The organism is Algibacter sp. AS12, assembly GCF_046736315.1.
Lineage (GTDB): Bacteria > Bacteroidota > Bacteroidia > Flavobacteriales > Flavobacteriaceae > Algibacter_B > Algibacter_B amylolyticus.
Genome location: NZ_CP151841.1, coordinates 3,818,038 through 3,841,902, shown reverse-complemented (window position 1 = coordinate 3,841,902; position 23,865 = coordinate 3,818,038). Strand labels below are relative to the sequence as shown.

The window sequence follows — 23,865 nt, the reverse complement described above, 5'->3', positions numbered from 1 at the left end:
TTATTTACAAACTTTTATACTGCTCCAAGCAGATTGAAAGGCCTCTTCTAAATGTGTTTTGTCTAATTGAAATGCACCACGCTTTTGGTTAATCATTAAAAATGATAATGGATTTATGGAATAGGCGTACAATAAATAATTGGATAAAGGTTTAATTATGCCTTCCTTTTTTCCGCGTTCCCAAAGGTCGAGTAGAGGTTGTAAGTGTTTTATGCCTTCTTGTCTACTAGGTTCATCAATCATTGGTGTATTATCACATTGGGCTAAAAACATAGCATGTTCAGATTCTTTTAGTTTAAAATCTGCAATACGTTTCCAGATGTGTTCAAAACCAGCTTCAACAGATAATGTGGTATCAAAATCGTTAAAAGCATATTTGGTGTATTCTGCTTTTACATCAATATAAGTTTGATTTACTAAATCTTGTTTGTTCTCAAAATACAGGTATATAGTTGCTGGCGATACATTGGCCATTTTAGCAATTTTACTCATAGGCGTAGCATGGAAACCATTGTTGTTTACTAGTTCTATAGTTGCTTTAACCAATGCATTACGTTTATCTATACTTTTTTGAAGTTTTGCCATTTCTTTCTAATTCTTATACAAAGATATAAAAAAGTGAACGTTCATTCTTTTTTTTAACAAAGATTTATAAAGCGTTAATGTTTTATAAATATTTTACATATTATTATCACAATCACCACGATTGTGTAATTGGTCCTCTTAATAGGAAATAATAACAGGTTTCGAATATGGAAGTTGAAAATTTGGTGTCTAACTTGATAACGTTTCTTCCAACAAACCAGACGCATAATCATAACCAATAATATAGGCTTTTTCAATACCTTTTTTATCTAAAACTCCAATAACATCTAAGTGATTTGGAGTAAATAATAAATCGGGAATACTTAACTTATGTCGAACGTTAGAGTGAAGCATTAAAAGATTAGCCCGTTGCGATAACTGAAAAGAATTTTTAAGTTCATTTTCGCCAACAACTTTCATAGCTGTCGTGTAGGATCCAATAATAAACTCTGTAGTATCAATTAAGGGATCAACCGGAAAATTATTCATAATGCCACCATCGGCATATAATTGTCCATTAATGGGCACAGGACTAAAAACAGGAGGTAAGGCAGACGAGGCCAAAACCGTATTTAGTAATTCGCCTTTGCTAAAAAATTCTGATTCTCCGCTTTGCAAGTTTGTAGCTACTATATATAGTTGCTTTTCTAACGATTCGAAGGAATTAATTGGGAAATATTTTTCAAAGAATACCAAATATTTATTGGTATCAAATAACCCAGGTTTATTTATAGTAAGTAAGTTGTATTTTAATAAAGGTGTTTCCTTAAAGAAGTGAAGCATATCCTCAGGCTGTATTCCATTGGCATAAAGCGCACCAACAACAGCACCAGCACTTGCGCCAGAAACAATGTCTGGAACAATACCGTGTTCTAATAAAGCTTTAATTACTCCAACATGTGCAACGCCTTTAACACCACCACCAGAAAGCACTAAACCAATAGTTTTATTAGATAAATCACTTAATTTAATCATGAAACAAAAATATACATAAATCTCGTTAATTCTTGCTATAAATAGGAATGATATACTAAATTATATTATTTAAAAATGAAGTATAACCTTAAGCTGCATGAACGTATGTTAATACAAGTGAAGCATTTTAAATAAAACCTAATCTTTAAGCACAACGCCCTCCTTTTCGGTAACTACGTAAACGCCCCAATCTGCAATAGATTTAATTAAAGGAATTAAAGTTTTTCCAAAATCGGTTAACGAATATTCCACTTTTAAGGGCGGTTTAGAGGTATATACTTTTCTTTTAACAATCCCATCTTCTTCCAAAGTTTTTAACTGTAAGCTTAAAGTACGTTCGGTAACGGTAGGCATTTCTTTTCTTAATTCATTGTATCGAAGTGTTCCATCTATTAAATGAAATAAAATAACAGTTTTCCATTTACCTCCAATTATTCCCATGGTTAAACTAGCACAACATGGATATTCTTTTCCTTTAAAATGATACATAATATATTTATAAATAATAAAATTCTTAATTATAGGGTACAAATATATAATACTATATTAAATTATACAACTATACTTTTTATAGTATTTTTTATTTTGATTAATAATTTGATTTCCAGAAAGTTGTGGGTTTAAAATAGTACTATCATTTTTGACCATTATTGTGAGTATTAATAACTATATTTACTTTTGTCACTATAAAAAATATAGTATAATAAATTTAGAATAGATTTTAATTTTAAAACATAAAAAATGAAAGCAATAGGATATAAAGAGAACCTTCCAATAGAAGATAAAAACTCATTACAAGACATAGAATTAAAAACACCAAAAGCAACAGGAAGAGATGTTTTAGTAGAAATTAAAGCTATTTCTGTAAATCCAGCCGATTATAAAGTACGCGCAGGAATGCCAATAGAAGGAGACGATTGGAAAGTTATTGGATGGGATGCTTCTGGAATAGTTAAAGAAGTGGGTGAAGATGTTTCCCTGTTTAAAGTAGGAGACGAGGTTTGGTATGCAGGTGATTTTACCCGTCAAGGAAGTTATGCACAGTATCAAGTTGTAGATGAACGTATTGTAGGTAAAAAACCATCAAGTTTATCATTTCCAGAAGCTGCTGCATTGCCTTTAACGTCGCTAACAGCTTATGAATTGTTGTTTGATAGATTACAAGTAGTAACCGATGATGCTCACAAATCCATTTTAGTAATTGGTGCTGCAGGAGGTGTTGGTTCTATTTTAGTGCAATTGGCTAAAAAGTTAACAAAACTAAATATTATTGGTACGGCTTCTCGCGAAGAAACTACAGCATGGTTAAAAGAGTTGGGTGCCGATTCGGTTATAAATCATAGAAATAAATTAAGTGACGAATTGGAAAAATATGATCTTCCTGAACCAGATTATATTGTGAGTTTAAATGCCACAGAACAACACGCCGATGAGATTGTAAAAGTGATAAAACCACAAGGAAGATTTGGTTTTATTGACGATCCAAAATCCTTTAACGTGATGCCTTTTAAGGCAAAAGCAGTTTCTACGCATATCGAATTTATGTTTACACGTTCTATGTTTCAAACGGACGATATGATGGAGCAACATAACATCTTAAATGAAATCTCTAGTTTAATTGACAACGGAACGATTAAAACCACTTTAGGTGAAAATTTCGGAATCATTAATGCAGAAAACCTTCGTAAAGCACATGCGTTTTTAGAAACAGGAAAAGCAAAAGGTAAAATTGTTTTAGAAGGATTTTAATCTTTTCATGAAGTAAAACATTATAAGAATTGTCACTTCGAGTTAATTTTGAGGCATGAGAAACTAGTATCGATAAGTTTATTAACTCTAATGGTTCTCGATACAAAATTCTGAAAAAGAATTTCACTCGAACTGACAAAAAAATCATTTAAAAATTGAATTTTAAATCCATTATAGCTGCATTAGCAGTAACAGTAATGTTTGTATGGAATACAGTAAATGCACAATTAACAGTTTATGATGCTGAGAAAATCAGAAACTTATTATAGACCACCAATAAATTATTAGCTAATTGGGGTATTTAGTTTGTCATTTTTAACAAGTTTCTTCAAATTAGGTATATTTTAAGCCATTATTTAGGGTTAAATTTGTCAGATGAAAAATATACTCGTTCTGTTTTCGCATCCTAAATTTGAAAAATCTAGAGTAAACCAAGCTTTAATTAATCATATTACGGATAAAGATAATGTTACTATTCATGATTTGTATGAGGAATATCCAGATTTTCATATCGATGTCCCTAGAGAAAAAGAATTACTAAGTCAGCATGATATTATCATCTGGCATCATCCATTTTACTGGTATAGTTGTCCGCCAATAATGAAACAATGGATGGACATGGTATTAGAGTTCAATTGGGCTTACGGACCAAGTGGTAAGGCATTACAAAATAAAATATGTTTCAATGTTATAACAACAGGAGGTTCACGAGAAGTGTATTGCTCCGAAGGTTATAACAGCTTTACTGTAAGACAGTTTTTAAGACCTTTTGAACAAACTGCCATTTTGTGTGGTATGACTTATTTTCCACCTTTTGCAGTAATGGGAACATACACATTAACTGATGAAGATTTAAACCGTTATAAAAATAACTACGGAAAATTAATCGATTTACTACAAGCTAATTTATCTGTAAATGATTTTGACAATAAATCATTTTTAAACGATATTCCTCAACTTAAAACAACCTAAACTATGAGTGGAAGTATACTTTTTGAAGCCATAGTATTTTTAGCAGGAGCCATAATTTGTGTCTCTATTGCAAAACGTTTAGGTTTAAGTTCTGTAATAGGCTATTTGTTGGCTGGCGTTTTAATTGGCCCTTATGTATTAGGATTTATTGGCGAAGAAGGGCAAGATATATTACACTTTGCCGAATTTGGTGTGGTTGTAATGCTGTTTTTAATCGGACTAGAAATTGAGCCAAAAAACTTCTGGAACATGCGAAAAACCATTGTGGGCATGGGTGGCATACAAGTAGGAGGCACCATGCTACTTTCATACATTTTGTTCGCTGCATTAGGTTTCGATTGGAAAGTGGCTTTAGTCATTTCTATGGCTGTCGCACTATCATCCACAGCTATTGCATTACAAACTATAAAGGAAAAAGGATTAATGGATACCACATTTGGTACGTCTTCATTTTCCATATTATTGTTTCAAGATATCATTGTTATTTTCATGTTGGGTTTTATTCCGTTGTTAGCTAATTCGGAACAAAACACGACTGCCGAAAGTCACAGCGAGCATGCGAATTTATTGGAAAACCTACCCATGGGATTTCAAACTTTGGCTATTATTTTATCGGTAGTTTTAATTATTGTTGCTGGTCGGTATTTAATTGTACCTATGTTACGAAAAGTGGCCAAAACAGGTGTTCGCGAATTACTTATCGCCGCTGCTTTATTAATTGTATTTGGTATTTCATTTTTAATGGAATATGTTGGCATTAGTCCTGCTTTAGGTGCTTTTTTAGGTGGTGTTGTACTTTCTAACAGTGAGTTTAAGCACGAACTAGAGAGCACCTTAGAACCTTTTAAAAATCTACTTTTAGGGTTGTTCTTTATGGCTGTTGGGGCATCTATTAACTTTATAGTCATTGCTAAAAGTCCTTTAACTATAGGTGGTATTTTATTGGCTATTATTGTTTTAAAAGCGCTCGTGTTATTTATAACTGGACATATTTTTAAATTAAAACTAGACCAAAAATTATTGCTAACCTTCAGTTTAGCACAAATTGGTGAATTCGCTTTTGTACTGTTGTCCTTCGCTTTCGGACTCAATATTTTAGAACAAGAACAAATGGATATGATGCTTGTAATCACAGCACTTTCCATGTCCATAACGCCAATAATTAGTATGATTAACGAACGTTTAATACTTCCTAAAATAGGTACCAAAGAATCGATTAAACGACCTATGGACCACATTGCAAAATCGCAAAAAATAATATTGGTTGGTTTTGGTCATTTTGGAAGTACTATTGGTCGCTTTTTACGCTCTCATGGTGTGGAAGCAACTATTTTAGATCATGATTCTAATCGTGTAGATTTCTTGCGTAAAATGGGTTTTGAAGTTTATTATGGAGATGCCACGAGACTCGATTTATTAGAATCAGCAGGCATTTCCGAAGCTAAAATCATTATTTGTGCCACTAATAAATTAAGTGTTTCAAAAGCTATTAGTAAAATAGTAAAGGAAAAATATCCGCATGTAGAACTTATGATTAGAACTAAAAACAGGTATGATGCATACGAGTTACTAAACCTAGGCCATCAAAATATTTATAGAGAATCTTTAGAAACGTCCTTAACTTTAGCTAAAGATGTATTAAGCAAAATGGGTTTCAGGAAATACACGCTAACTAGACAAGTTCAAAACTTTATTAAGTATGATGTAGATAGTTTAAGACGCTTAGCTTCTGAACCTAACCGAGAAGACGACTATATTTTTAAAGCTAAAAAAGAACTAGAACAACAAGAAAAATTTTTAAATGAAGATTTCAAGCGAGGTGTAGTCGATTATGATAATCATTGGGATAGCGACCATATTAAAAAAGCCTTAAAAAACCCAAATGCTAAAGATTAATTCCTAAAAGAATAAAAGTTTTCCATTAATTTTGTGTTTTAAACACCTTTCATAAATTCTGAGATTTGTTAGAAAAAAGAGAACAATTACCCCAAAATCAATTAATAAATACAGACTATTTTATTTACTGTTTAGAAGCGGTTGAAGATGTCGAAATAGACACCGCTACCGAAGCACAACATAAATTAGCACAATTAACCTCGCAATATGGTGTAGCCAGTATTTATAAAACATGCGATACTATTGAAGGTTTAGAAGATAGCCTGAATGCCTTAGTTTTAGGCGATCATAATTTTAAAGACTACGAAATCATTTATTTGGTTATAACAGGTGAAGCCAATAGTATTTGCTTAAATGATTATTACTATAGTTTACAAGAAATTGCTGAAATCTTTGAAGGCCGATTACAAGGCAAGATTTTACATTTTTCGAACGCCAAGGTTTTAGATTTAGATGAAGAAGAAGCACAGTATTTTCTGGATATAACAGGAGCAAGGGGTATTTCGGGATACGGTTATGCTTCAAACGGAATAACTAGCTCAAATCTCGATATTGCTTTTTTTAATTTATTTAACGACGACGATAATATGTTGGATGTGGTTGAAGAACTTCATCAAAGACATTATAAAATGTGTAAACTACTAGATTTTAGGTTGTATTATTAGCTTAGGACTTTCATTTGCTTTACAACATGTACTTACCCCTTATAAAACCTACAGAGCAGACCAAATAAATTCGTTTGAGTCAACATTTTATTGAAATACATCAAGCATTAACGGCTAATATGGGCATCTTGTAAAAAAAAACAAATGGAAAACGTATTAGTAGTAGGTGCCACAGGTACCACAGGAAAAAAAATAGTTCAATTATTAAAAGCATCGCAGTATTTCGAACCTGTAGCTATGGTTAGAAATAACCAGCAGCAAACCGAGTTTGAGGCACATCAGGTAAAAACTGTTATGGGCGATTTAGAGCAAGATGTATCGCATACAGCAAAAGATATGGATAAGGTTATTTTTGCTGCCGGATCTGGAGGTAATAATGTAAAAGCAGTCGACCAAGATGGTGCAATAAAAATGATTGATGCCGCATCAAAATGGAATATCAACAAATTTGTAATGCTAAGCTCGATGGGAGCAGACCAACCCGAAAAAAGCGATAAGCTTCAAGATTACCTAAAAGCTAAACATAACGCCGATGAATATTTAAAATCGTCTCCTTTAAATTATGCCATTGTAAGACCAGGAAGTTTAACCAACAGTGTTGGTGATGGTAAAATTAAATTATCAAAATCACTTAATGAGCAAGGAGAAATATCTCGCGATAATGTGGCGCAAACCTTAGTGAGAACGTTACACGATGATGCACCAAATAAGGAAACCTTCGAGATTATTTCTGGTGACACTTTAATAGGTAAAGCCTTAGAAAAATTTTAAATATTGTTTTTGGCAAACACCATAAAGCCAATAGGTTAATATATAAAACACGCAAGATTTTTAATCTTGGGTGTTTTTTTGTGTTTTGGAAAGAGACTATGCGCTTGAGGTATTATATAAACTAGGAGGGAAGTGTCATATTTTTGTCGGACTTATTTTTTTAAAATATTGCAAACCAATTAAGGGAACTAGAAACAATTCATCCTTTATATATTACAGTTCAGTTGTTTACATTATTGTTTTGTTTGTATTAAAAATATATTTGTACTCATAAATAAAAACCAACACAACCTATTAGCATATAAATCATGAATAAAACAACAGCTAAACCTAGGCTAGGGAAACAAATTTTTAGAGTAGTATTACTTGTTGGAACTTTAATTTCCCTTTGGTTTGTACCTTGGATATTAGTAAAAGCATGGCTATTACCACTGCCAGATACGGTGCAAGAGCAAGTAGACCAAACCTTGAGTTATGGGTTTGATGGTATTATTGTGTATGTAGACGAAGCCGGAAAACCACCAGCATTTTATACAGCAGGCTACCATAATAAAGAGGAAAAAATACCAGCCAAACCTGATGCCCTATTTAAAATAGCCAGTATAAGCAAGCTATATGTCGCCGTTTCCATTACTAAGTTAGCAAATGCCAATCGTTTATCATTAGATAAAACAGTAGCCGATTATTTTCCAGAACTCGTAAGAAGAATAGAATATGCAAAAGATATCACCTTACGTATGATGGTGCAGCACAGAAGTGGCATTCCTAATTTTACAGACAACCCTGAGTTTTGGGCAAACCAACCAAACACCAACATAGATGTACTAAACTATGCGCTCGATTTACCAGCCAATTTTAAGCCCAATACAGATTATGGCTATTCAAATACCAATTATTTATTGCTGTCTAGAATTATTGAGCAAGTAACTGGAGGTCCTCGTCAAGACTATTTTAAAAGCGAGATTTTAACACCACTTGGTCTAAAAAACACGTTTGCTTCTCTTGATGAAGTAAAAAACATAGACGACGTAATGAGTGGTTATTATGTGGGCTACAACGATGATTTTAAAACGGTTGAACAAGGTATGATAGCTACTGCACAAGATGTAGGCGTTTTTTTAAGAGCCTTAAATGATGGCACTCTGCTTAATGAAAAAGAAATGGAAGTCTATGCTTCTATTTACGAGTTTAATCATGGCGGACTAGTGCCTGGGTATCAATCTATGGCAGAATACCACAAGGATATCGATGCCGTGGTTATTCAATTTATGAACACCACCGATTTTGAAGGCTACCAATGGAACTTGCTACAAATAACACATTCGCGCGTTGTTAAAATATTGCGTAAAGCAAAAGGTCTATAAGTGAAACAATTAGGGCAATAGGTCATCATACATACAAATGTTTAATGACCCGAGTACTACAGTTTATTGTGTGTACAAGACTTCCTGGGATATTTTACATAATATTACATTATAGCTTACGAATATTAATGAAAACTAGGTCGTAAAACGGCTGTTACATAAATGCTGACGATATAGACCTAAAGGCGCTATATCTGCATCTATGTAAAATAGAACAGAAAAAGTTCTATTCGCCGTTTTACTCATATACTATATTTGTACTATAATGTTCTGCGTTATGTAACTTTGCTTTGGTAAAAGCGAAGTTGTTATTTCAAATTTTCTTTTATTTTTTTCTTCTCAAATGTTTCTTTAAAAATGTAATGGAATACGCTTTGCCCGAAGCGACGATAGGAGTGAAGTGGGAATGTGTATGGAATGGGTTGGTTATTATGAATTTAAAAGGCTTGTGAACAGCTAACTTTTATTATTACCAAAATAATAACCAATTATTACACCTATAATACCAGTAAACAATGAAGCAGTTTTATCTATAAAAGTTATCCATGTTTCTAAATTTCTATTATACCCTGTTAATTGAGCTATTAATGGATAAATTATTACTACACCAATAATTAACAAAAATCCAAGAACCAAAATAGTTGCTAATCTATTTCTCATTTTATTATCATCCATTACAATTTTGTATTAAAGTTCTTAGTTTATTTATTCCATGACCTCTTTCATTTGTTTCTTGAAGCATACCTATTTTTTTTTCTAGCGAATCAAAATATTTCACAGTACATTTAATTTTATCTGGGTCAGAGTAATCAATTGAAAAAATTTCTAAAAGATAAGCATCTCCACCAAAAATATTATTTCTAATTCTACTTAAATAATTATAAAACCAAATTTCTTCAACATTTTTATCATTTATGTATAACTGATATTCTTTAAAATTATCACGTATCAATTGTTCATAATCACAAATAATATTGTTTTTATTTATAGTACTCTGATCAAATGGTGTTGCATCTGAAATTTGTTGTACAGGTAGAGTGTATGTCTCATTTAATATTTCATTTGCTTTCAAAGTAGAATTAAGTTTTAAAGTAGATACATTTAACAAGTTTTGAATGTCTTTTTGTTTCGCTTCGAGGTCTGTGTATATTTTTTTTGATACACATGCACTAAGGAATAAAGAACTTATTAGTAATAAGATTAATCTATAATTTTTGTGCATGGAATTTTATTGTATTAAATTAAGAAACTATATACAATTAACAAAAATTTAATTATATATACAACATGACTTTCATCTTATTGCATCTAAAATTAAAAGTTCAAGTTGTTACATATTCTTTTCTTCTAAAAAATTTCTTCTACAATGTTAATGGAATACGCTTTTTACGAAATGACGTAAGAGAGAAGTGAAATGTGTATGAAATGTATTAAAGATTTATGTGCTTTTTGTAGCTTTACTAAAAATATTAATTTAATGAAAGATTGGGGAGAAGTATCAGAAGTATTTGAAAAAATAAGTGCAGAAGCTTTTAATAAAAATTTAAAAAATAATTCTGAAGCACAAACTCGATTTGATGTTATTGATAGAATCATACGAGAAGTATTGCAGTGGAAGCATGGGCAAATTAGCGTTGAACCACATACCAAAGGGGAAAGAGATGGTTATATTGATTACAAACTTTGTGCCGGAGATATTAAAATAATCGTTGAGGCAAAAAAAATAGGTGCTTCTTTTCCATCTCCTACTAGAAGAAAAAAACTAAAATTAACTGGACCAATTCTTGGTACTGGTGGAATCTCTTTAGCTTTAGAACAGGCTGAAGACTATGCAATAAACGAAAAAGCAGATATTGTAATGGTAACCAATGGTGAATGTTGGTGCTTTTATCCGTTAGATAATGGAAAAAACAAAGATTTAATTTTTGCAACTGTATTATTCCCTTTTATTGATACTGCAGATGCAGAAGAGTTATTTAATTTTTTTGCAGTCGGTAATGTTGAAGGTCATAGCTTAGATGATTTAACAACAAATAACCCTATTGAAATAAATAATAGGTTACATACAATTGTTGATAATGCTGACTATAGAGTAGGTAGAAACAATATAGCTGATTATATTATGCCTGCACTTGATAAAGCAACACTTTCAGAAGAAATGTTTTCTAATGAAGATGTTTTAGAAAAATGTTATGTATCTACTGATTCTCGTACAAAATTTGACAGAACGCTAAATATGCATTTAGCACAATATAAGCCAAAGTTCATAAAGCCAGCTTCTAAGGTTACTAGGAAGTCCAAACAGGATGAATTAATAAAAGACTTAGAAAAAGCAGGCGCTAATGTTTCTTCATCTCCTGTAACTCTTGTAATTGGTTCAGTCGGTTCAGGAAAGTCTACTTACTTAAAGCATTTTGAATTAATCAAAGGTAAAGAGTTGTTAGAAAAAGAAAATGCTCATTGGATTTACCTTGATATGGAGAAAATGGGGAAAGAAGGTAATCCACGAGACTTCATTTATTCAGAGTTGAAAGATTACTTAATTAAAGAACACCCGAATAATCCAATAGATTATAATAATAGTATAAGACCAGCTTATAAAGAAGAATTTAATAATTTGGCAAGAGGTCCATATGCATTAATTGCAAAAAACAAGGATAAATTTGATGAAAAAAAAGCAGAGTTAATTGATGCTGATTTTCAGGCTACAGAACCTTATGTTAATAAATTATTTAAGTATTTATCCTCTATTAAATTATGTGTTATTGTTATTGATAATGTAGATTTATACGAGGATGATGAATTAGAAACAAAAGTTTTTTCTGAAGCTATATCTATTTCAAAACAAATAAATAGCCATATTCTAGTTTCAATTCGAGATACAACTTTTATAAAGCATAAAAATGATTCAATTTTTAATGCATATGAGTTAAAGAAATTATGGATAAACCCTCCATCTTTTAATGAAGTTTTATCGAGAAGATTAAATTATTCAAAATTAATTTTAAAAGGAAAAAGTGTAGATATTGAATTATCAAATGGCGCAATACTTAAAGTAGATGATTTAAGTGTTTTCTTTTCAATTGTTCAAGAAAGTTTATTGAATGAAGAAAATGGTCAATTATTAGGGTATTTAAGTGATAGAAACCCAAGAAAAGGAATTAATCTTGTTAGAAATTTTCTTTCTTCTGGACATATTCAAGCTGATAGAGCAATTAATAATTATATAAATGGAGAAGCTAATTTCGTTTTCCCTTATCATGAAGTTTTTAAAGGAAGTATTCTAGGTTCATGGAAATATTTTAAAGAAAAAAGAGCTGATGCAATAAATCTTTTTGATTCAAGTATTGGCAATAATGCATTACAATTATTACGATTATATATATTAAAATACTTATATATTAGGTCTTCATATGGTAATTCTGAAGTTCCATTATCTGATATTATTGAGGTAATTTCAAAATTAGGGGCTTCCGAAGATGTCATATTCAATGTATTAAATTATTTAAAAAACAACTCCTTGATTCATTCAAATGATGAAGATTTAAACTCCAATTCGTTGTATAATGTGACTTTATCTGGTGGTTATTATGTTGCAATAATGGCAAAGAAAATAGTCTATTTGGAAACGGTTATGTACGATACTAATATTTTTGATATTGAATACTGGGAAAAATTAAAGATTCTTACAATTGAAGTTGAAAATAGCTATGATATGGTTCATAGATTGGAGTTAAGACAAGAAAGAATGCGGATTTTTATGAATTATCTCGAGGCAATTGAAAAAAGTGTTTTAACAACAACTAAGTTGCTTGAACTATCATGTATAGAAAATTATAAAACATCTGTAAACAAACAGTTTAATAAAGTTATAGGTAAAGTAAGGAAGAGAAACTAATTTTCGACCTCATAAAATTTTGGTAAAACAATAGGTGAGTGTAGCGTACATATTTTAGGGGTCTAGTAATACAGTTTCTTAAGAGTTGAGAATATACAATTACATCAAAGTAATCTTAACGAGTTACCATGTTTCCTAAAATATAGCGTAACGAGCCGTAATTGTTTCCAAAATTATATGCAGTCATGATTTTTTTGTTTCTTTTTTCATCAAGGAAAAAAGATAATAAAACTTAAAAATGTATCTTGTTATCTATGAATACTGTTAATGAAAACGCTTTGCAATTTATGAAACTGGAGCTTAAAAAAGCTCAAATTAAAGTTTCAGCTAATGAAAGTGGGCGAGAAGGAGTTGATTTTTTAATTGGGAATAAGAAAATATACTTTAAGCCTTTAGATTTAGATAGCATACTACAAAGTATTAAAATTTTAAAGCAAGAATTAGGAGAACTAAACGATAACTTGTTTGTCGCTTTGGTTTTAATCATAGAAAAACAACCAAGAGTTGTTTATATAATTCCATCTAAACAATTACAAGATTCCAATAATAACTTCTTTATAAATAATGAAGTGAGCTTAATGCCTAGTTTATCTAATTGGGAAATTAAGATATCAAGTAAAACCATAGAAGAGTTAGAAAAGTATACTTTAGAGAATATGATTGACAAACTTTAAATCATATCTATAAATATTATGTAAAATAGGATTTCAAAAAAGTTTAATAGGATTTCTAAATAAAACAAGTGTATAGAAATTTTTAAGCAAGGAATTATTGAGCGATGGAAAATTTTATACTCTTGTGGCAACTTTACGAGAATCGCGTAGAAAAAAATATGGAGCTCAATTATTCAATTACGCTAAAATTTTAATAACATCTAAAAACTAGCTTTTTTTTGGCGTTGCCAAGCGGCGGTAAATTGTGTTTAAAAATAAATGTTAATGAAACATTTAAATTTTTAAAAAGCAATCGAGCGATTGGCAGCGGCTATTTTACATAGCGACTAATTATAGTACAGAAATAGAATTATGAGGCTTCTTGAGAATCGCGTATTTAAAAAATGATTAAGGATTGTACAGAATATTAAAATTATACGAATAGCAAAATGATAAAGTTTAATGACCCAAGTTTGAGTTTTCTTTTAATTCTAAAAACTTTCTGGGATATTTTACATAATATAGAATTATAGCTACACAATAATAAATACAACTACGAAGCCACAATTAGCTTGACATAATTACTATCGATATAAGTCTAAAGACGTATATCTGTAATTATGTCAAATATCGCCCAAAAGCGCTATTACGCTAATTGTTGTAAAATGTACTATAATTTATATTATGTAAAATAGAAAATTTAGAGCTCTCTATAGCCCATTTCAAAACCATAAAAATTAAAACACCTATTACCTTTGTATTTGCGCCAGAATTGTTGGGTCTTTAATTTTATTGTCTTCCGATAATAATTTCATTTTAGAAATAATTTCAGCAGTTTTAGGATCATCATCTATAAATGGTAAAAACAAACGACCACGATGTTGACTATGCACAGGAATTATAGATAATTGCAATCCGGTTTTACTAACCATACCGCTACCTAAGTGAATACTATAATCTGCTAGTGTGCCTTTTATTAATATATGTCTTTCTTTAACCGTAACATTGCTAGCCTTAAATAATCTGGCTGTTTCTCGCGCCAAAGCACCTCGCATTTGCATGGTTGAATGACTAGCTTCTGGATCTACGCCTCCTACATGCGCAACACTTACTACCAAGTCTAAATCGCGCATAACTTCGCTAAACGTAACAGCATCAATATCTGTTAAAGGCACTGGTTTGTAGTTGTTTCTAGAATGAAAAGCCACATGCTCTAAAGTTGGCGCTTCTATATCGGCTGGAGAAAACCAATCTGCCATTGCATAAATTGAGGCTATAAATCCTTTTTTATGATACACTTTCTGTAAACCTTCTTCGTGATTTACAGTCCAACCTCTTGATCTTAATAAAGCTACTGTTTTTTGTGGCTGAATTTGGTGTCCTTGGTAACGATCGGATTTTATTTTGCTTTCAATTTCATCGTTGGTAATAACATATAATTCTCTAAATATCTGTTTAAAAGGTTGCACCAACGCTGTATCAAAAGCATATTTTTGGTATAAATCCCAAACGACACCTTGGTATAAATGCGATGGATGTGCAATAATTATTTCATCTTTTTGCTTTATTGGTAGTCGCTTTCCGTCGTTATCTACTAACGCGTCATCTGTATAAAACCCAAATATATTTTGTGTTTTATTGAACAGTAACAATTTAGTTAACATGGCTTTTACAACCGGATGAATCAAAATGTTTTTCAGTTCTTCCTTGCTAAACACTTCTTCACGTAACATAGCATTTTCTAAAGAAATACGCGTTCTGGAATATTGCTTTCTTAAAAAGGCTTTATTTTTTTGTAAAACCTTAATGTTTTTGTCCTTTCTATATTTAGCAGGAATAGATTTTTGTGTTTTACCATCTTTAGTGACTTTAACATCGGCTTTACCTTGCTCGTTTACAAATAACTCTACATTTACATTATCAATTTCCACAGTAGCGTGCTCCATAATTTGTTGGGTGGCCTCCCCTTCCATGGCCCACGAAAAACGGATACTATCATCGTATCCTGCATTTCTAGCCAAATTATCTAAAGCGATTTCTACAGCGTTTTTTTCGCTTTCTTGTCGTTGCGATCCAAATTGTTTGCTTTCTCTTAAAAATTCTTGGAGCAAGTTGTATCTATTTAAAAGATCTTTTTTTCGGTTGGCTTTACTTAAAGGAACTAAACCAAAGGCTTTTACATAATCTTTATCTCGTTTATCGTTTATTTTGGCTAGCGCTTCTCTAATTTTTATTTCTCCTAGAATTACAGAGGAATACAGTTTTACAAGGCGGTGTCCGTTACCATCTGAAATATACTTGGCTGCATCGTGTAATACTTTCCAATTTTGTTTTCCTAGATTAGGATACACCTCATTAAACCAGTCTAAATCTATTACGCCTTTAGCAAAATCTGCACGATCAACATTCGAATATCTAGAGATAATGGTTTCCTTTTCGGCATTCATATAGTCTGATGCATGCGCATGAAACCACCAAACGGCATCTTCTAGTTTTTCAATACCCAAAAATTTACCAATCCAACTCGCCCATTGCGGCGCATAAATGGCTGTTTCAACCCATCGCTTTTTTGTGATTTTGGTGGAGTTAGCCTTGGTTTCAAACTCTTGAAAATCTTCAGTATCTTTAGGTACACATCGTTTAATTAAACTACTAAATACTTCTTTTTTAGAATCGAATCGGTACCACGAATAGCCTCTATGAAAGGTATCCTTACCTAAACGGGTTAATAATTCAAATAAATAATTAATACCCTTAATATTGCCAATTTGCCCCATATATGGCGTAGCTTCGGTAGCTAAATCACCTCTTTCTAATTCAACCGACAGCAAGTTCTTCTTCAAATTATGTGCAATACCAGAAGGAATAGTGTCTATATTAATCTCATTATTTCTGTAATGCGTATTGCCTTCTAATAAATTGAGTAAATCTGTATTTATTAATAATTGATATTTAAAATCGTCATCATTAAGTTTATTAGCCTTGTACAATGCTACTGTAATCCACCCTGGAGGGGAACTTGGTTGCATTGGGTTAATATCTGTTTTAGCGATCTCGCTAATATGTTTTGGAGTATCTGGAAAGGTTAATTTAGCAGCAAATAGGTACATTTTTAAATCCCAATAGCGTTTTAGTAACGCAGTATTATTGGAAATTTCATGTAAATCTGTAGCCAATGCACTTAAATCCATAATTTGATATTCTATCATATCAGTCCAATCTGTGACCTTTTGGTTCCAACGATCTTTAGAAGTTTTTAATCTTAAATCTTGCGGAAGTCTTGCCATAGCATCTTCTAAAACATCAATTTTAAATTGAAGTACGGTTGGAAAATCGGCGTAACCGTTAAATAGAAATTGAAGCAAATGTGCTACCTTTTTGTTAATGGAATCCCATCTTTGCGTTTTAACCAATCGTAATCCCTTAAAATCAGGTAGGTATTGTTTAGTAAAATTGAGGTAATCTTCACTTTTATAAATATAAGGAAAGTTGTCGCAATAATAAATGGCAGCCAACATTTCGAAATCGTTTAATTTAGAGTTTTCATACCAGTTTAGCCAAATCTCTGCCAAAGGAAGGTATTGTAATTTATCTTTAGCCTTGTCTAAATCGTGTGCATTCTTATTATTATAAGCAATACTTCTAGCTAATAAAACAATTTCTTTATGTCCGTTTTTATAATGCGCTTCGTATTCGTGATTTTGGTGCTTTTCAAATAAAGCAATAAGCGCATTTACTGCGCGTACTGTTTTTTCGTTATCAATTAAATTACTAAAAAGGAAATTAGTTTTAGGTGTTAGCTTTGAAATGATATTTGATAACAGCGATTTGTTATCCTTACCAAAAATAATTTTAGGAGTTATTAAAGGTGATAAATTATTATAATCAATGGCTCCAAAACCATTTTCGAAACTGTAAGCCTGTGTGGTTTTTGAAAATTTATCAATATAAACCTGTTCGTTTTTCGATAATTTTGGACGCTCTGAATACAGGTTAATTTGAGTATCCACAAAAGGGACTAAACGATTACTTTCATTTAGTACAGTCATGATTTCTAGAGCTGCTAATCGCTGATCTACTTTCGATGATTCTATAAGGTTTGAAGTAATAGCTTCCACCCTATTTTCCTTTTGTTTTAGTATCAGTTTAATGATGTTTTCTCGTAAATCTTTGTGCTTTCTTTGTAACAAATCTTCAAGTACTAAAACATCATCATTATTTAAATCTATAGATTCAAACAAGGTAATTCCTGTAGCCATTACAGCCGTATTTCTATCTTTAATAGCTTGATGAATAACATCTCTTTTCCATGGTGATTTTTTTAAGTCAACCTTAGGATGCTTCTTTTCATTTGCTCTGTAATAAGACCATGTATAATGATTTGGAAATAGTTTTCTAATGAAATTACTACGTTCGTCGGAAGTTATAGCACTTAAGTTTTTAGCTAAAATTATTTGTTGATCTGCATTAGAATAATTTACTAAAAACTCAAAAAAGTAATTGGGTTTAATAGTATATGCGGTCCATGAAAATACTTGCCCTGATATAGATTTTCCTTTAGCTGGCAGACTTTCTCCATACGCTTTTATGGTATTAAATAATGTATCGCTAAGCTTCGGCTTTACTGGCATTGCATTTAAGACCCAAAAGTCGACTTCTAAGTCGTTACCAAAATTCGAGTTCATCCAATCTAAAACTTTATGATTGGTGCGTCCTGTTTGCGAAATAAACATACAGGCTAATATTTTCTTCTCTTTACTGCCGTTATTTATTAAGTCTATAGCTGCTAGGTTTGCAGAATCAACATCCGTTAACCCCAAAAACCATAAAGCCACATAAACCTCTAAGTTATCTTTACTTGTTAAGGCGTTTTTGGTTAACGATGGGTTTTCAAAAAAGGAAAGACTTAACTCTAAAACTCTTTTTATGGTTGCTGTTTTTGGAGCTTCCCACCCAAAGCCAAACCAAGAATCTACAGCCCTAACAACACTACTAAAACGTATTAAATTATGCTCTAAAATCACTTTTATGAAATGATTTAAGGCTCCTAGAGATGTTTCGTCTAGGGATTCTAATATGGTTTGACGCAAGCCTTCTTGACGTTGGGCTGCTAATAATAAATTTTCAACTAATTTCCAGTTCTCAGGATTTTCGGTAAGTAACAAACCTTTAACTAAACTTCGTGTAACACCACCTATCTCGTCTTCACTTATAAAAATATCCTGTATTAAACTATAAAGCGCTTGAGACTGCGTGCTATCATTTAAAGCTGCAGCAAATATATAGGCGTGGTTTTTATAATAATACTCGTCGTACACATCATATTGCGCGAGTTCTAAAATTGTTAATCCGGAAAACCCTACCGTTCCTGATTTGTATAAATTTTGCAAATAACGGATTCTATTTACAATATAGTCCTCGGATGATTTACTACGAAATGAACGTCTTGTATAGCCAGTTTGGTAAGGCGATTTTAAAATTAAATCCCAAACACTAGCTATATAAACTGCTTGATGATTCCCAAAAAGTAATTTTGCTAGTTTTAATCCTTCTTTACTGGTCCAAGGGTTAAAGGCTAAATCCTTACCAAAATACTCTAGATAAGGCTTTATATTTAGGTTATTGGAATAGTAACTTTGCTCCGTTTTGCTAGAAAGTTGCGTAATTAGCAATCCTAAAACATTGTATTTTTTATTAAAACCAATAAAATCAGTCTTACTTAATTTTGAAGGTTTTTTACTTTCTATAAATTTTTGGGCATCTTCTAATTTAATCATACTAAATTTTGATTTTTACCAATATGTTCCTGTTAGGAAAGTCATTCTTAAAAAGGTAATATTAGTATCTGGAGTAAGGGAAATATTCTCGTTTAAGTCGGTTATTTCTTCATCATTAATAAACACTAGAAACATATCATCTTTATAAGCTTGAATTGCTGTTTCAATACTTGCCTGTTCATCGGCTAAGTTATAATTAGCAATATCACCAAAACCTATTTTACCAGTTTCCGATTGCTCTTGAATTTGTGAAGGTGTTAAAAAAGAAAGAAGTTGATTGTTTTCTCGTTTAGAATTATAGTCTTTTACTTTACTAGATACACAAGCCACAAGTAAATCCTTTAAATCATTGATTTTAAAGTCTAATTGTATGGTTTCGGTATAGATTTTCTTTTTGCCTAAACGCTTTAAATTGATGAAAAATTCTTGCACGCTTTTATAAATTGATTACTGCAATATAGGATAATTTACACAAAAACCATTGGTCATTATTGGTCATAATAGTCAAAATTATTACCCACATAAAAATATGCTTTATGAATTTTTAGCGTTTTTTACGTGAAATTTAGCGCTATAAATCTCAGCTTGAATTAAATAACCCTAAAATCATGTTAAATTTCTTCTAAAGTCAAATATTTATACATTTTAATACTAAATCTAGTATTATATTTGCAGTCCCTTTATTTATAGTAAGCATGAAACCGGAACCAAAAGATAAAACTCAAAAATCGCGACTACAGTTGTTGCACCAGTATTATAAATATACAGGGTTTTACACGTTTGTTTGGGATGCAGTAAAAAAATCGTTTCCATATATTGTGGTTATTGTGATTGCTATATATGCGTTAAATCATTTTTTTGATATTAACGAAGCTTTAGTACGTCTTACCGAAATTCTTCCGGCTTACGGTGTATTAAGTTTCTTTTTTGTTTCAGAAACGCTTTTAGGTCTTGTACCACCAGAAATTTTTATTGCTTGGGCAGGTAAAATGTACAGTCCGTGGTTATATTTATCGCTACTCGCTATTTTTTCATACAGTGGTGGTTTAGTATCGTATTGGATGGGACGCTCCATAACAAAAATGCCATCGGTACATAATTACCTAGAAACTAAAATGGAAAAGCAATTAAAAAACTCCAAAAAATGGGGTGGATTTTTAATTATGGTTGGAGCCGTATTGCCACTACCCTTTTCTATTGCTTGTTTAGCCGCCGGAATTATAGAGTTCCCTTTTAGAAATGTGATGATGTATGGGGCTTTAAGGTTTGTGCGTTTTGCTATTTACGGTCTTATTATTTTTAATGTATTTTAGTTTTTAATACGCTAAAAAAGTCTTGAATATTAACGGTTTTTAGGGCAAAAACTATACTTTTTCTATCTATTTTTACACTATAAATTTATACTATGTTTTCATTTTTAAATATTTTCAGAATTGTAGCTTTACTAGAAGGTGTATCCTACCTTTTATTGTTATTTATTGCCACGCCTATTAAATATATTTCTGGCAATCCAGAATACGTTAAGCTATTAGGTATGCCACATGGCGTATTATTTATGCTGTATGTTGTTTTGGCCTTTTTATTAATGAAAGATATGAAATGGAATACTAAAACCTTATTTATTGTACTTATAGCTTCTGTAATTCCTTTTGGTACATTTTATATCGAAAAAAAATATTTAAAACCAGTTGTTAATGATTAGTTACAAACATTGGTTATATGACTATTTAATTACAGCAGACTTCTCTGAAACCACTGCCAAATACCTAAACATGCTAGGTTTATTAATAGCCTTGTTAATTGTGGTGTTTGTTGTCGACTATATTACCCGAAAGCTTTTAGTACAGGCCTTTGTAAAGTTCGCTACGGTTTCAAAATCTAATTTTGACGATCTTCTAGTTAAAAATAAAGTACCTAGAAACGTAGCACATATTATTCCTTTACTAATTGCTTTAAAGTTTTTTCCTATTGTATTTTATGATTTTCCGGCGTTCGAAACTACTTTTGAAAAAGGCTTGCAAGTATTTGGTATCATTTTAACCTTGTGGATTGTTAGAAGCATTCTGCACACCTTAAAAGATTTCTTTAAAACCTTACCGAGTTTAAAAGATAAACCTATAGCAAGTTATATTCAGGTATTCATGATTTTTGCTTGGTTGGGCGGTTTTATGTCGGCCATAGCCATAATTACAGGCATTCCGTTTTTATCGTTTGTTACGGGACTTGGAGCTATTTCGGCAGTAATCATATTGGTTTTTAAAGATACTATAATGGGCTTTGTAGCTAGTATACAAGTGTCTATTAACGATATGGTGCGTATTGGCGATTGGATAACTTTCGAGAAATATGGAGCCGATGGCGATGTTACCGAAATTACTCTGGCCACCGTTAAAGTTCAGAACTTCGATAAAACCATTACTACGATTCCAACTTATGCTTTAATTTCCGATTCCTTTAAGAATTGGCGAGGTATGACAAGCTCTGAAGGCCGACGTATTAAAAGAGCACTCTATATCAAGCAAGATGGCGTAAAATACTTAACAGATAAGGAGGTTGAAGCATTAAAAGGTATTCAGCTTATTTCGTCTTATATTGAAATTAGACAAAAGGATATTTCAGATTATAACGCTAGCCATAATATTGATAAAACACTCTTATTAAACGGAAGAAACCTTACCAACCTCGGGATTTTTAGAAAATATATAGATGCGTACTTAAAAAATCATTCAGCCATTAACAAGGACATGATGATTATGGCGCGACAATTAGCACCAACAACACAAGGTATTCCATTAGAAATCTATGCTTTTAGTAGCGATAAACGTTGGGAAAATTACGAATATATTATGTCTGATATTTTCGATCATCTTATTGCTGCCCTTCCCTATTTTCATTTGGAGATTTTTGAGTTACCTAGTAGTAGTAGCTTTAAATCTAATGATCTTAGTCTATAATTATTTTTTTACTTGTAGAGTTATTAATCTTGATAACATATAGTCCTGAAGCTAAACGCTTAAGGTCCAATTCTATTTTATTTAAATCATTATAATCTTGATTTAAAAGTTCTTTGCCTAAAATCGAATATAATTTAATATTATTAATTTGATGGCCTTCAACCCTAATTTTTTTAATGGACTTTATAGGGTTTGGTATTATTTTAAAATCCTTCAGAATAGCGTTTTTAGTATGTAATGTGGTACCAAAGTTTTCATTACGTGAAATTACTAGTACCGTGCCTTTATTAAAATCTAAAGTTTTGCCTTCTGCATCTTGTTGGTTTGCTACATTTTCAGAATCTGGATGTTGAATAGACATAAATAAATATTTATAATCGGGAGAAAATGTAATACCTGTTGGCTCTGATCCAATTGGTGTTCTGCCAAATAATTCCACTTTAGGGTTCGCTTGCGTGTGTCCTTGTTTTACAACCCAAATATAATGCTCGTCTCCGTCCTGAAAAACCCATAAATTACCTTGATCATCAAAGGCTAAATTATCGCTGCCACCACCCCATGCCACGGCTGTCGTGCTAGTGCCATCATTTATATTATATTCTATATTTTGATTTGCATCAGTATTTCCAACAAAGGTTTCCATAGTTACCAAGGAATTGGTAATTTCTAAAGGATCTGAATCTTGAAACCTATAAACACGCCTATCTGGAGCACCTTTAACAGCAAAATACACCCAACCATCTGGACCAACTTCAACATCTTCTACTCCATTAAATACCGTCGCATTGGCGTAATTAGTGTCAATGTCCGAGATGTCGGGGTCCGCACCACTTCTTGCATAAGTATCATTACGTTCAGCTTTCGTTGTATTTGGTAATAAAACCCAATGTCCTGAACCATTTTTAGAGCCTTTATAAACATAAAGTAACCCATCGTTTAAATCTTCAGTATTTGTAGCGACAAACTTATAAATATAACCTAGCTGCCCAAATACTATTACATCTGCGCCTTGATAAACCGTTCTATGATTAGGGTGGATAGCCACATTTTCATGAGAAAAATTTCCCATGGACCATAATTTCTGATTGTTTATAACGGTTTTAGTAACCGGATCAATTTCAACATTCCAACCCGTATCATTATAAGAATCACCGTTACTATCGGTAGAAATAGGTAATTCTTCCGAAGAAATAATCGTGCCCCAAGGGGTAACAGTTCCCGAGCAATTAGCAGCCGTACCTGCTACCAAAGAAAAATCTACGGCTTCAGAAAATGTTGTTTCCCAAAATTTTGTGGTGCCATTAAAGTTAATATCTAAAATGGCTACGGCTCCAGGATAAATTTCAGAATTAATACTTAAATAGCCATTAACACTACTGTTAGCAATTGGTACGTAGCCAGTAAAATCTGGATTTCTTTGTAAAGCGCCACCTTCAGTTAAAGCATCGCCAACCTCTATAATACTTTGAAAGGAGTGTGTAGATGGAATTATAAATTCCGATGTTCTTACGCCACTACCTACGGAGGTAAAATCTCCTATATTTTGTGCGAATGTAGATTGTAATAAAAAACCAAAAAGTAATAGTAAGTTTATTTTCATAGTAAT

The 23,865-nt window shown here is 31.8% G+C and carries 19 protein-coding genes; 11 read left to right on the top strand and 8 right to left on the bottom strand.

All coding sequences use genetic code 11. The features are described from left to right. The 3 genes from AAFN75_RS15695 to AAFN75_RS15685 all read right to left on the bottom strand — a co-directional run bounded on the left by AAFN75_RS15695 (position 1) and on the right by AAFN75_RS15685 (position 2,049). Positions 1 to 585 carry a TetR/AcrR family transcriptional regulator gene (locus AAFN75_RS15695; protein ID WP_411807246.1) on the bottom strand — a complete coding sequence of 195 codons (585 nt, stop codon included), beginning with the start codon at positions 583 to 585 and terminating at the stop codon, positions 1 to 3. 189 nt (positions 586 to 774) lie between these two features. Further along, a complete protein-coding gene (locus tag AAFN75_RS15690; RefSeq protein ID WP_411807245.1) occupies positions 775 to 1,560 on the bottom strand; it encodes a patatin-like phospholipase family protein in 786 nt (261 codons plus the stop codon). A gap of 138 nt (positions 1,561 to 1,698) precedes the next feature. Then, positions 1,699 to 2,049 carry a winged helix-turn-helix transcriptional regulator gene (locus tag AAFN75_RS15685; RefSeq protein ID WP_411807244.1) on the bottom strand — a complete coding sequence of 117 codons (351 nt, stop codon included), beginning with the start codon at positions 2,047 to 2,049 and terminating at the stop codon, positions 1,699 to 1,701. 252 nt (positions 2,050 to 2,301) lie between these two features. Here AAFN75_RS15685 and AAFN75_RS15680 point away from each other — a divergent pair, with 252 nt between their 5' ends. From AAFN75_RS15680 to AAFN75_RS15655, 6 genes are all read left to right on the top strand, one after another. Further along, positions 2,302 to 3,309, top strand: a complete 1,008-nt coding sequence (locus AAFN75_RS15680) for a zinc-binding alcohol dehydrogenase family protein (protein WP_411807243.1) — start codon at positions 2,302 to 2,304, stop codon at positions 3,307 to 3,309. Between the two features lie 375 nt (positions 3,310 to 3,684). Continuing rightward, positions 3,685 to 4,281 (top strand): NAD(P)H-dependent oxidoreductase, encoded by a 597-nt coding sequence (locus tag AAFN75_RS15675; protein ID WP_411807242.1) that lies wholly within the window; start codon positions 3,685 to 3,687, stop codon positions 4,279 to 4,281. Positions 4,282 to 4,284: 3 nt separating this feature from the next. Continuing rightward, positions 4,285 to 6,177, top strand: a complete 1,893-nt coding sequence (locus AAFN75_RS15670) for a monovalent cation:proton antiporter-2 (CPA2) family protein (protein ID WP_411807241.1) — start codon at positions 4,285 to 4,287, stop codon at positions 6,175 to 6,177. 65 nt (positions 6,178 to 6,242) lie between these two features. Beyond that, positions 6,243 to 6,842 carry a DUF6642 family protein gene (locus AAFN75_RS15665; protein ID WP_411807240.1) on the top strand — a complete coding sequence of 200 codons (600 nt, stop codon included), beginning with the start codon at positions 6,243 to 6,245 and terminating at the stop codon, positions 6,840 to 6,842. Between the two features lie 144 nt (positions 6,843 to 6,986). Beyond that, entirely contained in the window at positions 6,987 to 7,613 is a 627-nt protein-coding gene (locus AAFN75_RS15660) for an SDR family oxidoreductase (RefSeq protein ID WP_411807239.1), read from the top strand. Between the two features lie 308 nt (positions 7,614 to 7,921). Next, complete coding sequence (locus tag AAFN75_RS15655) at positions 7,922 to 8,977, top strand: serine hydrolase domain-containing protein (protein ID WP_411807238.1); 1,056 nt, start codon at positions 7,922 to 7,924, stop codon at positions 8,975 to 8,977. Positions 8,978 to 9,433: 456 nt separating this feature from the next. On the opposite strand, the gene AAFN75_RS15650 is transcribed toward AAFN75_RS15655, so the two are convergent. Both AAFN75_RS15650 and AAFN75_RS15645 read right to left on the bottom strand, forming a co-directional pair. Beyond that, positions 9,434 to 9,637, bottom strand: a complete 204-nt coding sequence (locus AAFN75_RS15650; RefSeq protein WP_411807237.1) for a hypothetical protein — start codon at positions 9,635 to 9,637, stop codon at positions 9,434 to 9,436. A 7-nt stretch (positions 9,638 to 9,644) separates the two neighbouring features. Continuing rightward, the gene (locus AAFN75_RS15645) at positions 9,645 to 10,049 is read right to left on the bottom strand and encodes a hypothetical protein (RefSeq protein ID WP_411807235.1); all 405 of its coding nucleotides are present in this window, start codon (positions 10,047 to 10,049) and stop codon (positions 9,645 to 9,647) included. Positions 10,050 to 10,454: 405 nt separating this feature from the next. On the opposite strand from AAFN75_RS15645, the gene AAFN75_RS15640 reads away from it, so the two are divergent. Beyond that, positions 10,455 to 12,875, top strand: a complete 2,421-nt coding sequence (locus AAFN75_RS15640) for a hypothetical protein (protein WP_411807234.1) — start codon at positions 10,455 to 10,457, stop codon at positions 12,873 to 12,875. A gap of 254 nt (positions 12,876 to 13,129) precedes the next feature. Next, positions 13,130 to 13,549 (top strand): hypothetical protein, encoded by a 420-nt coding sequence (locus AAFN75_RS15635; RefSeq protein WP_411807233.1) that lies wholly within the window; start codon positions 13,130 to 13,132, stop codon positions 13,547 to 13,549. Positions 13,550 to 14,277: 728 nt separating this feature from the next. Here the strand turns inward: AAFN75_RS15635 and AAFN75_RS15630 are convergent. After that, positions 14,278 to 19,305, bottom strand: a complete 5,028-nt coding sequence (locus AAFN75_RS15630) for a DUF4132 domain-containing protein (protein ID WP_411807232.1) — start codon at positions 19,303 to 19,305, stop codon at positions 14,278 to 14,280. A 15-nt stretch (positions 19,306 to 19,320) separates the two neighbouring features. Next, positions 19,321 to 19,737 (bottom strand): hypothetical protein, encoded by a 417-nt coding sequence (locus AAFN75_RS15625; protein WP_411807231.1) that lies wholly within the window; start codon positions 19,735 to 19,737, stop codon positions 19,321 to 19,323. A 263-nt stretch (positions 19,738 to 20,000) separates the two neighbouring features. On the opposite strand from AAFN75_RS15625, the gene AAFN75_RS15620 reads away from it, so the two are divergent. The 3 genes from AAFN75_RS15620 (at position 20,001) to AAFN75_RS15610 (ending at position 22,259) form a co-directional block, all read left to right on the top strand. Continuing rightward, positions 20,001 to 20,618 (top strand): YqaA family protein, encoded by a 618-nt coding sequence (locus AAFN75_RS15620; RefSeq protein WP_411807230.1) that lies wholly within the window; start codon positions 20,001 to 20,003, stop codon positions 20,616 to 20,618. A gap of 92 nt (positions 20,619 to 20,710) precedes the next feature. Next, on the top strand, positions 20,711 to 21,007 hold the full coding sequence (locus AAFN75_RS15615; protein ID WP_144117929.1) for a DUF3817 domain-containing protein: 297 nt from the start codon (positions 20,711 to 20,713) through the stop codon (positions 21,005 to 21,007). Further along, positions 21,000 to 22,259: a mechanosensitive ion channel family protein gene (locus AAFN75_RS15610; RefSeq protein ID WP_411807229.1), complete on the top strand. Its 1,260-nt coding sequence runs from the start codon at positions 21,000 to 21,002 to the stop codon at positions 22,257 to 22,259. Before AAFN75_RS15615 ends, AAFN75_RS15610 begins: the two co-directional genes overlap by 8 nt. Here AAFN75_RS15610 and AAFN75_RS15605 read toward each other — a convergent pair. Further along, a complete protein-coding gene (locus AAFN75_RS15605; RefSeq protein ID WP_411807228.1) occupies positions 22,249 to 23,859 on the bottom strand; it encodes an alkaline phosphatase PhoX in 1,611 nt (536 codons plus the stop codon). The two genes, AAFN75_RS15610 and AAFN75_RS15605, sit on opposite strands and share 11 nt — an antisense overlap. Between the last annotated feature and the right edge of the window lie 6 nt (positions 23,860 to 23,865).

Coding starts and splice junctions, on each gene's coding strand:
- AAFN75_RS15655 (WP_411807238.1), top strand. CDS start 7,922: ATGAATAAAACAACAGCTAAACCTAGGCTAGGGAAACAAATTTTTAGA.
- AAFN75_RS15695 (WP_411807246.1), bottom strand. CDS start 585: ATGGCAAAACTTCAAAAAAGTATAGATAAACGTAATGCATTGGTTAAA.
- AAFN75_RS15605 (WP_411807228.1), bottom strand. CDS start 23,859: ATGAAAATAAACTTACTATTACTTTTTGGTTTTTTATTACAATCTACA.
- AAFN75_RS15685 (WP_411807244.1), bottom strand. CDS start 2,049: ATGTATCATTTTAAAGGAAAAGAATATCCATGTTGTGCTAGTTTAACC.
- AAFN75_RS15690 (WP_411807245.1), bottom strand. CDS start 1,560: ATGATTAAATTAAGTGATTTATCTAATAAAACTATTGGTTTAGTGCTT.
- AAFN75_RS15670 (WP_411807241.1), top strand. CDS start 4,285: ATGAGTGGAAGTATACTTTTTGAAGCCATAGTATTTTTAGCAGGAGCC.
- AAFN75_RS15660 (WP_411807239.1), top strand. CDS start 6,987: ATGGAAAACGTATTAGTAGTAGGTGCCACAGGTACCACAGGAAAAAAA.
- AAFN75_RS15650 (WP_411807237.1), bottom strand. CDS start 9,637: ATGAGAAATAGATTAGCAACTATTTTGGTTCTTGGATTTTTGTTAATT.
- AAFN75_RS15620 (WP_411807230.1), top strand. CDS start 20,001: ATGAAACCGGAACCAAAAGATAAAACTCAAAAATCGCGACTACAGTTG.
- AAFN75_RS15635 (WP_411807233.1), top strand. CDS start 13,130: ATGAATACTGTTAATGAAAACGCTTTGCAATTTATGAAACTGGAGCTT.
- AAFN75_RS15680 (WP_411807243.1), top strand. CDS start 2,302: ATGAAAGCAATAGGATATAAAGAGAACCTTCCAATAGAAGATAAAAAC.
- AAFN75_RS15610 (WP_411807229.1), top strand. CDS start 21,000: ATGATTAGTTACAAACATTGGTTATATGACTATTTAATTACAGCAGAC.
- AAFN75_RS15675 (WP_411807242.1), top strand. CDS start 3,685: ATGAAAAATATACTCGTTCTGTTTTCGCATCCTAAATTTGAAAAATCT.
- AAFN75_RS15640 (WP_411807234.1), top strand. CDS start 10,455: ATGAAAGATTGGGGAGAAGTATCAGAAGTATTTGAAAAAATAAGTGCA.
- AAFN75_RS15630 (WP_411807232.1), bottom strand. CDS start 19,305: ATGATTAAATTAGAAGATGCCCAAAAATTTATAGAAAGTAAAAAACCT.
- AAFN75_RS15615 (WP_144117929.1), top strand. CDS start 20,711: ATGTTTTCATTTTTAAATATTTTCAGAATTGTAGCTTTACTAGAAGGT.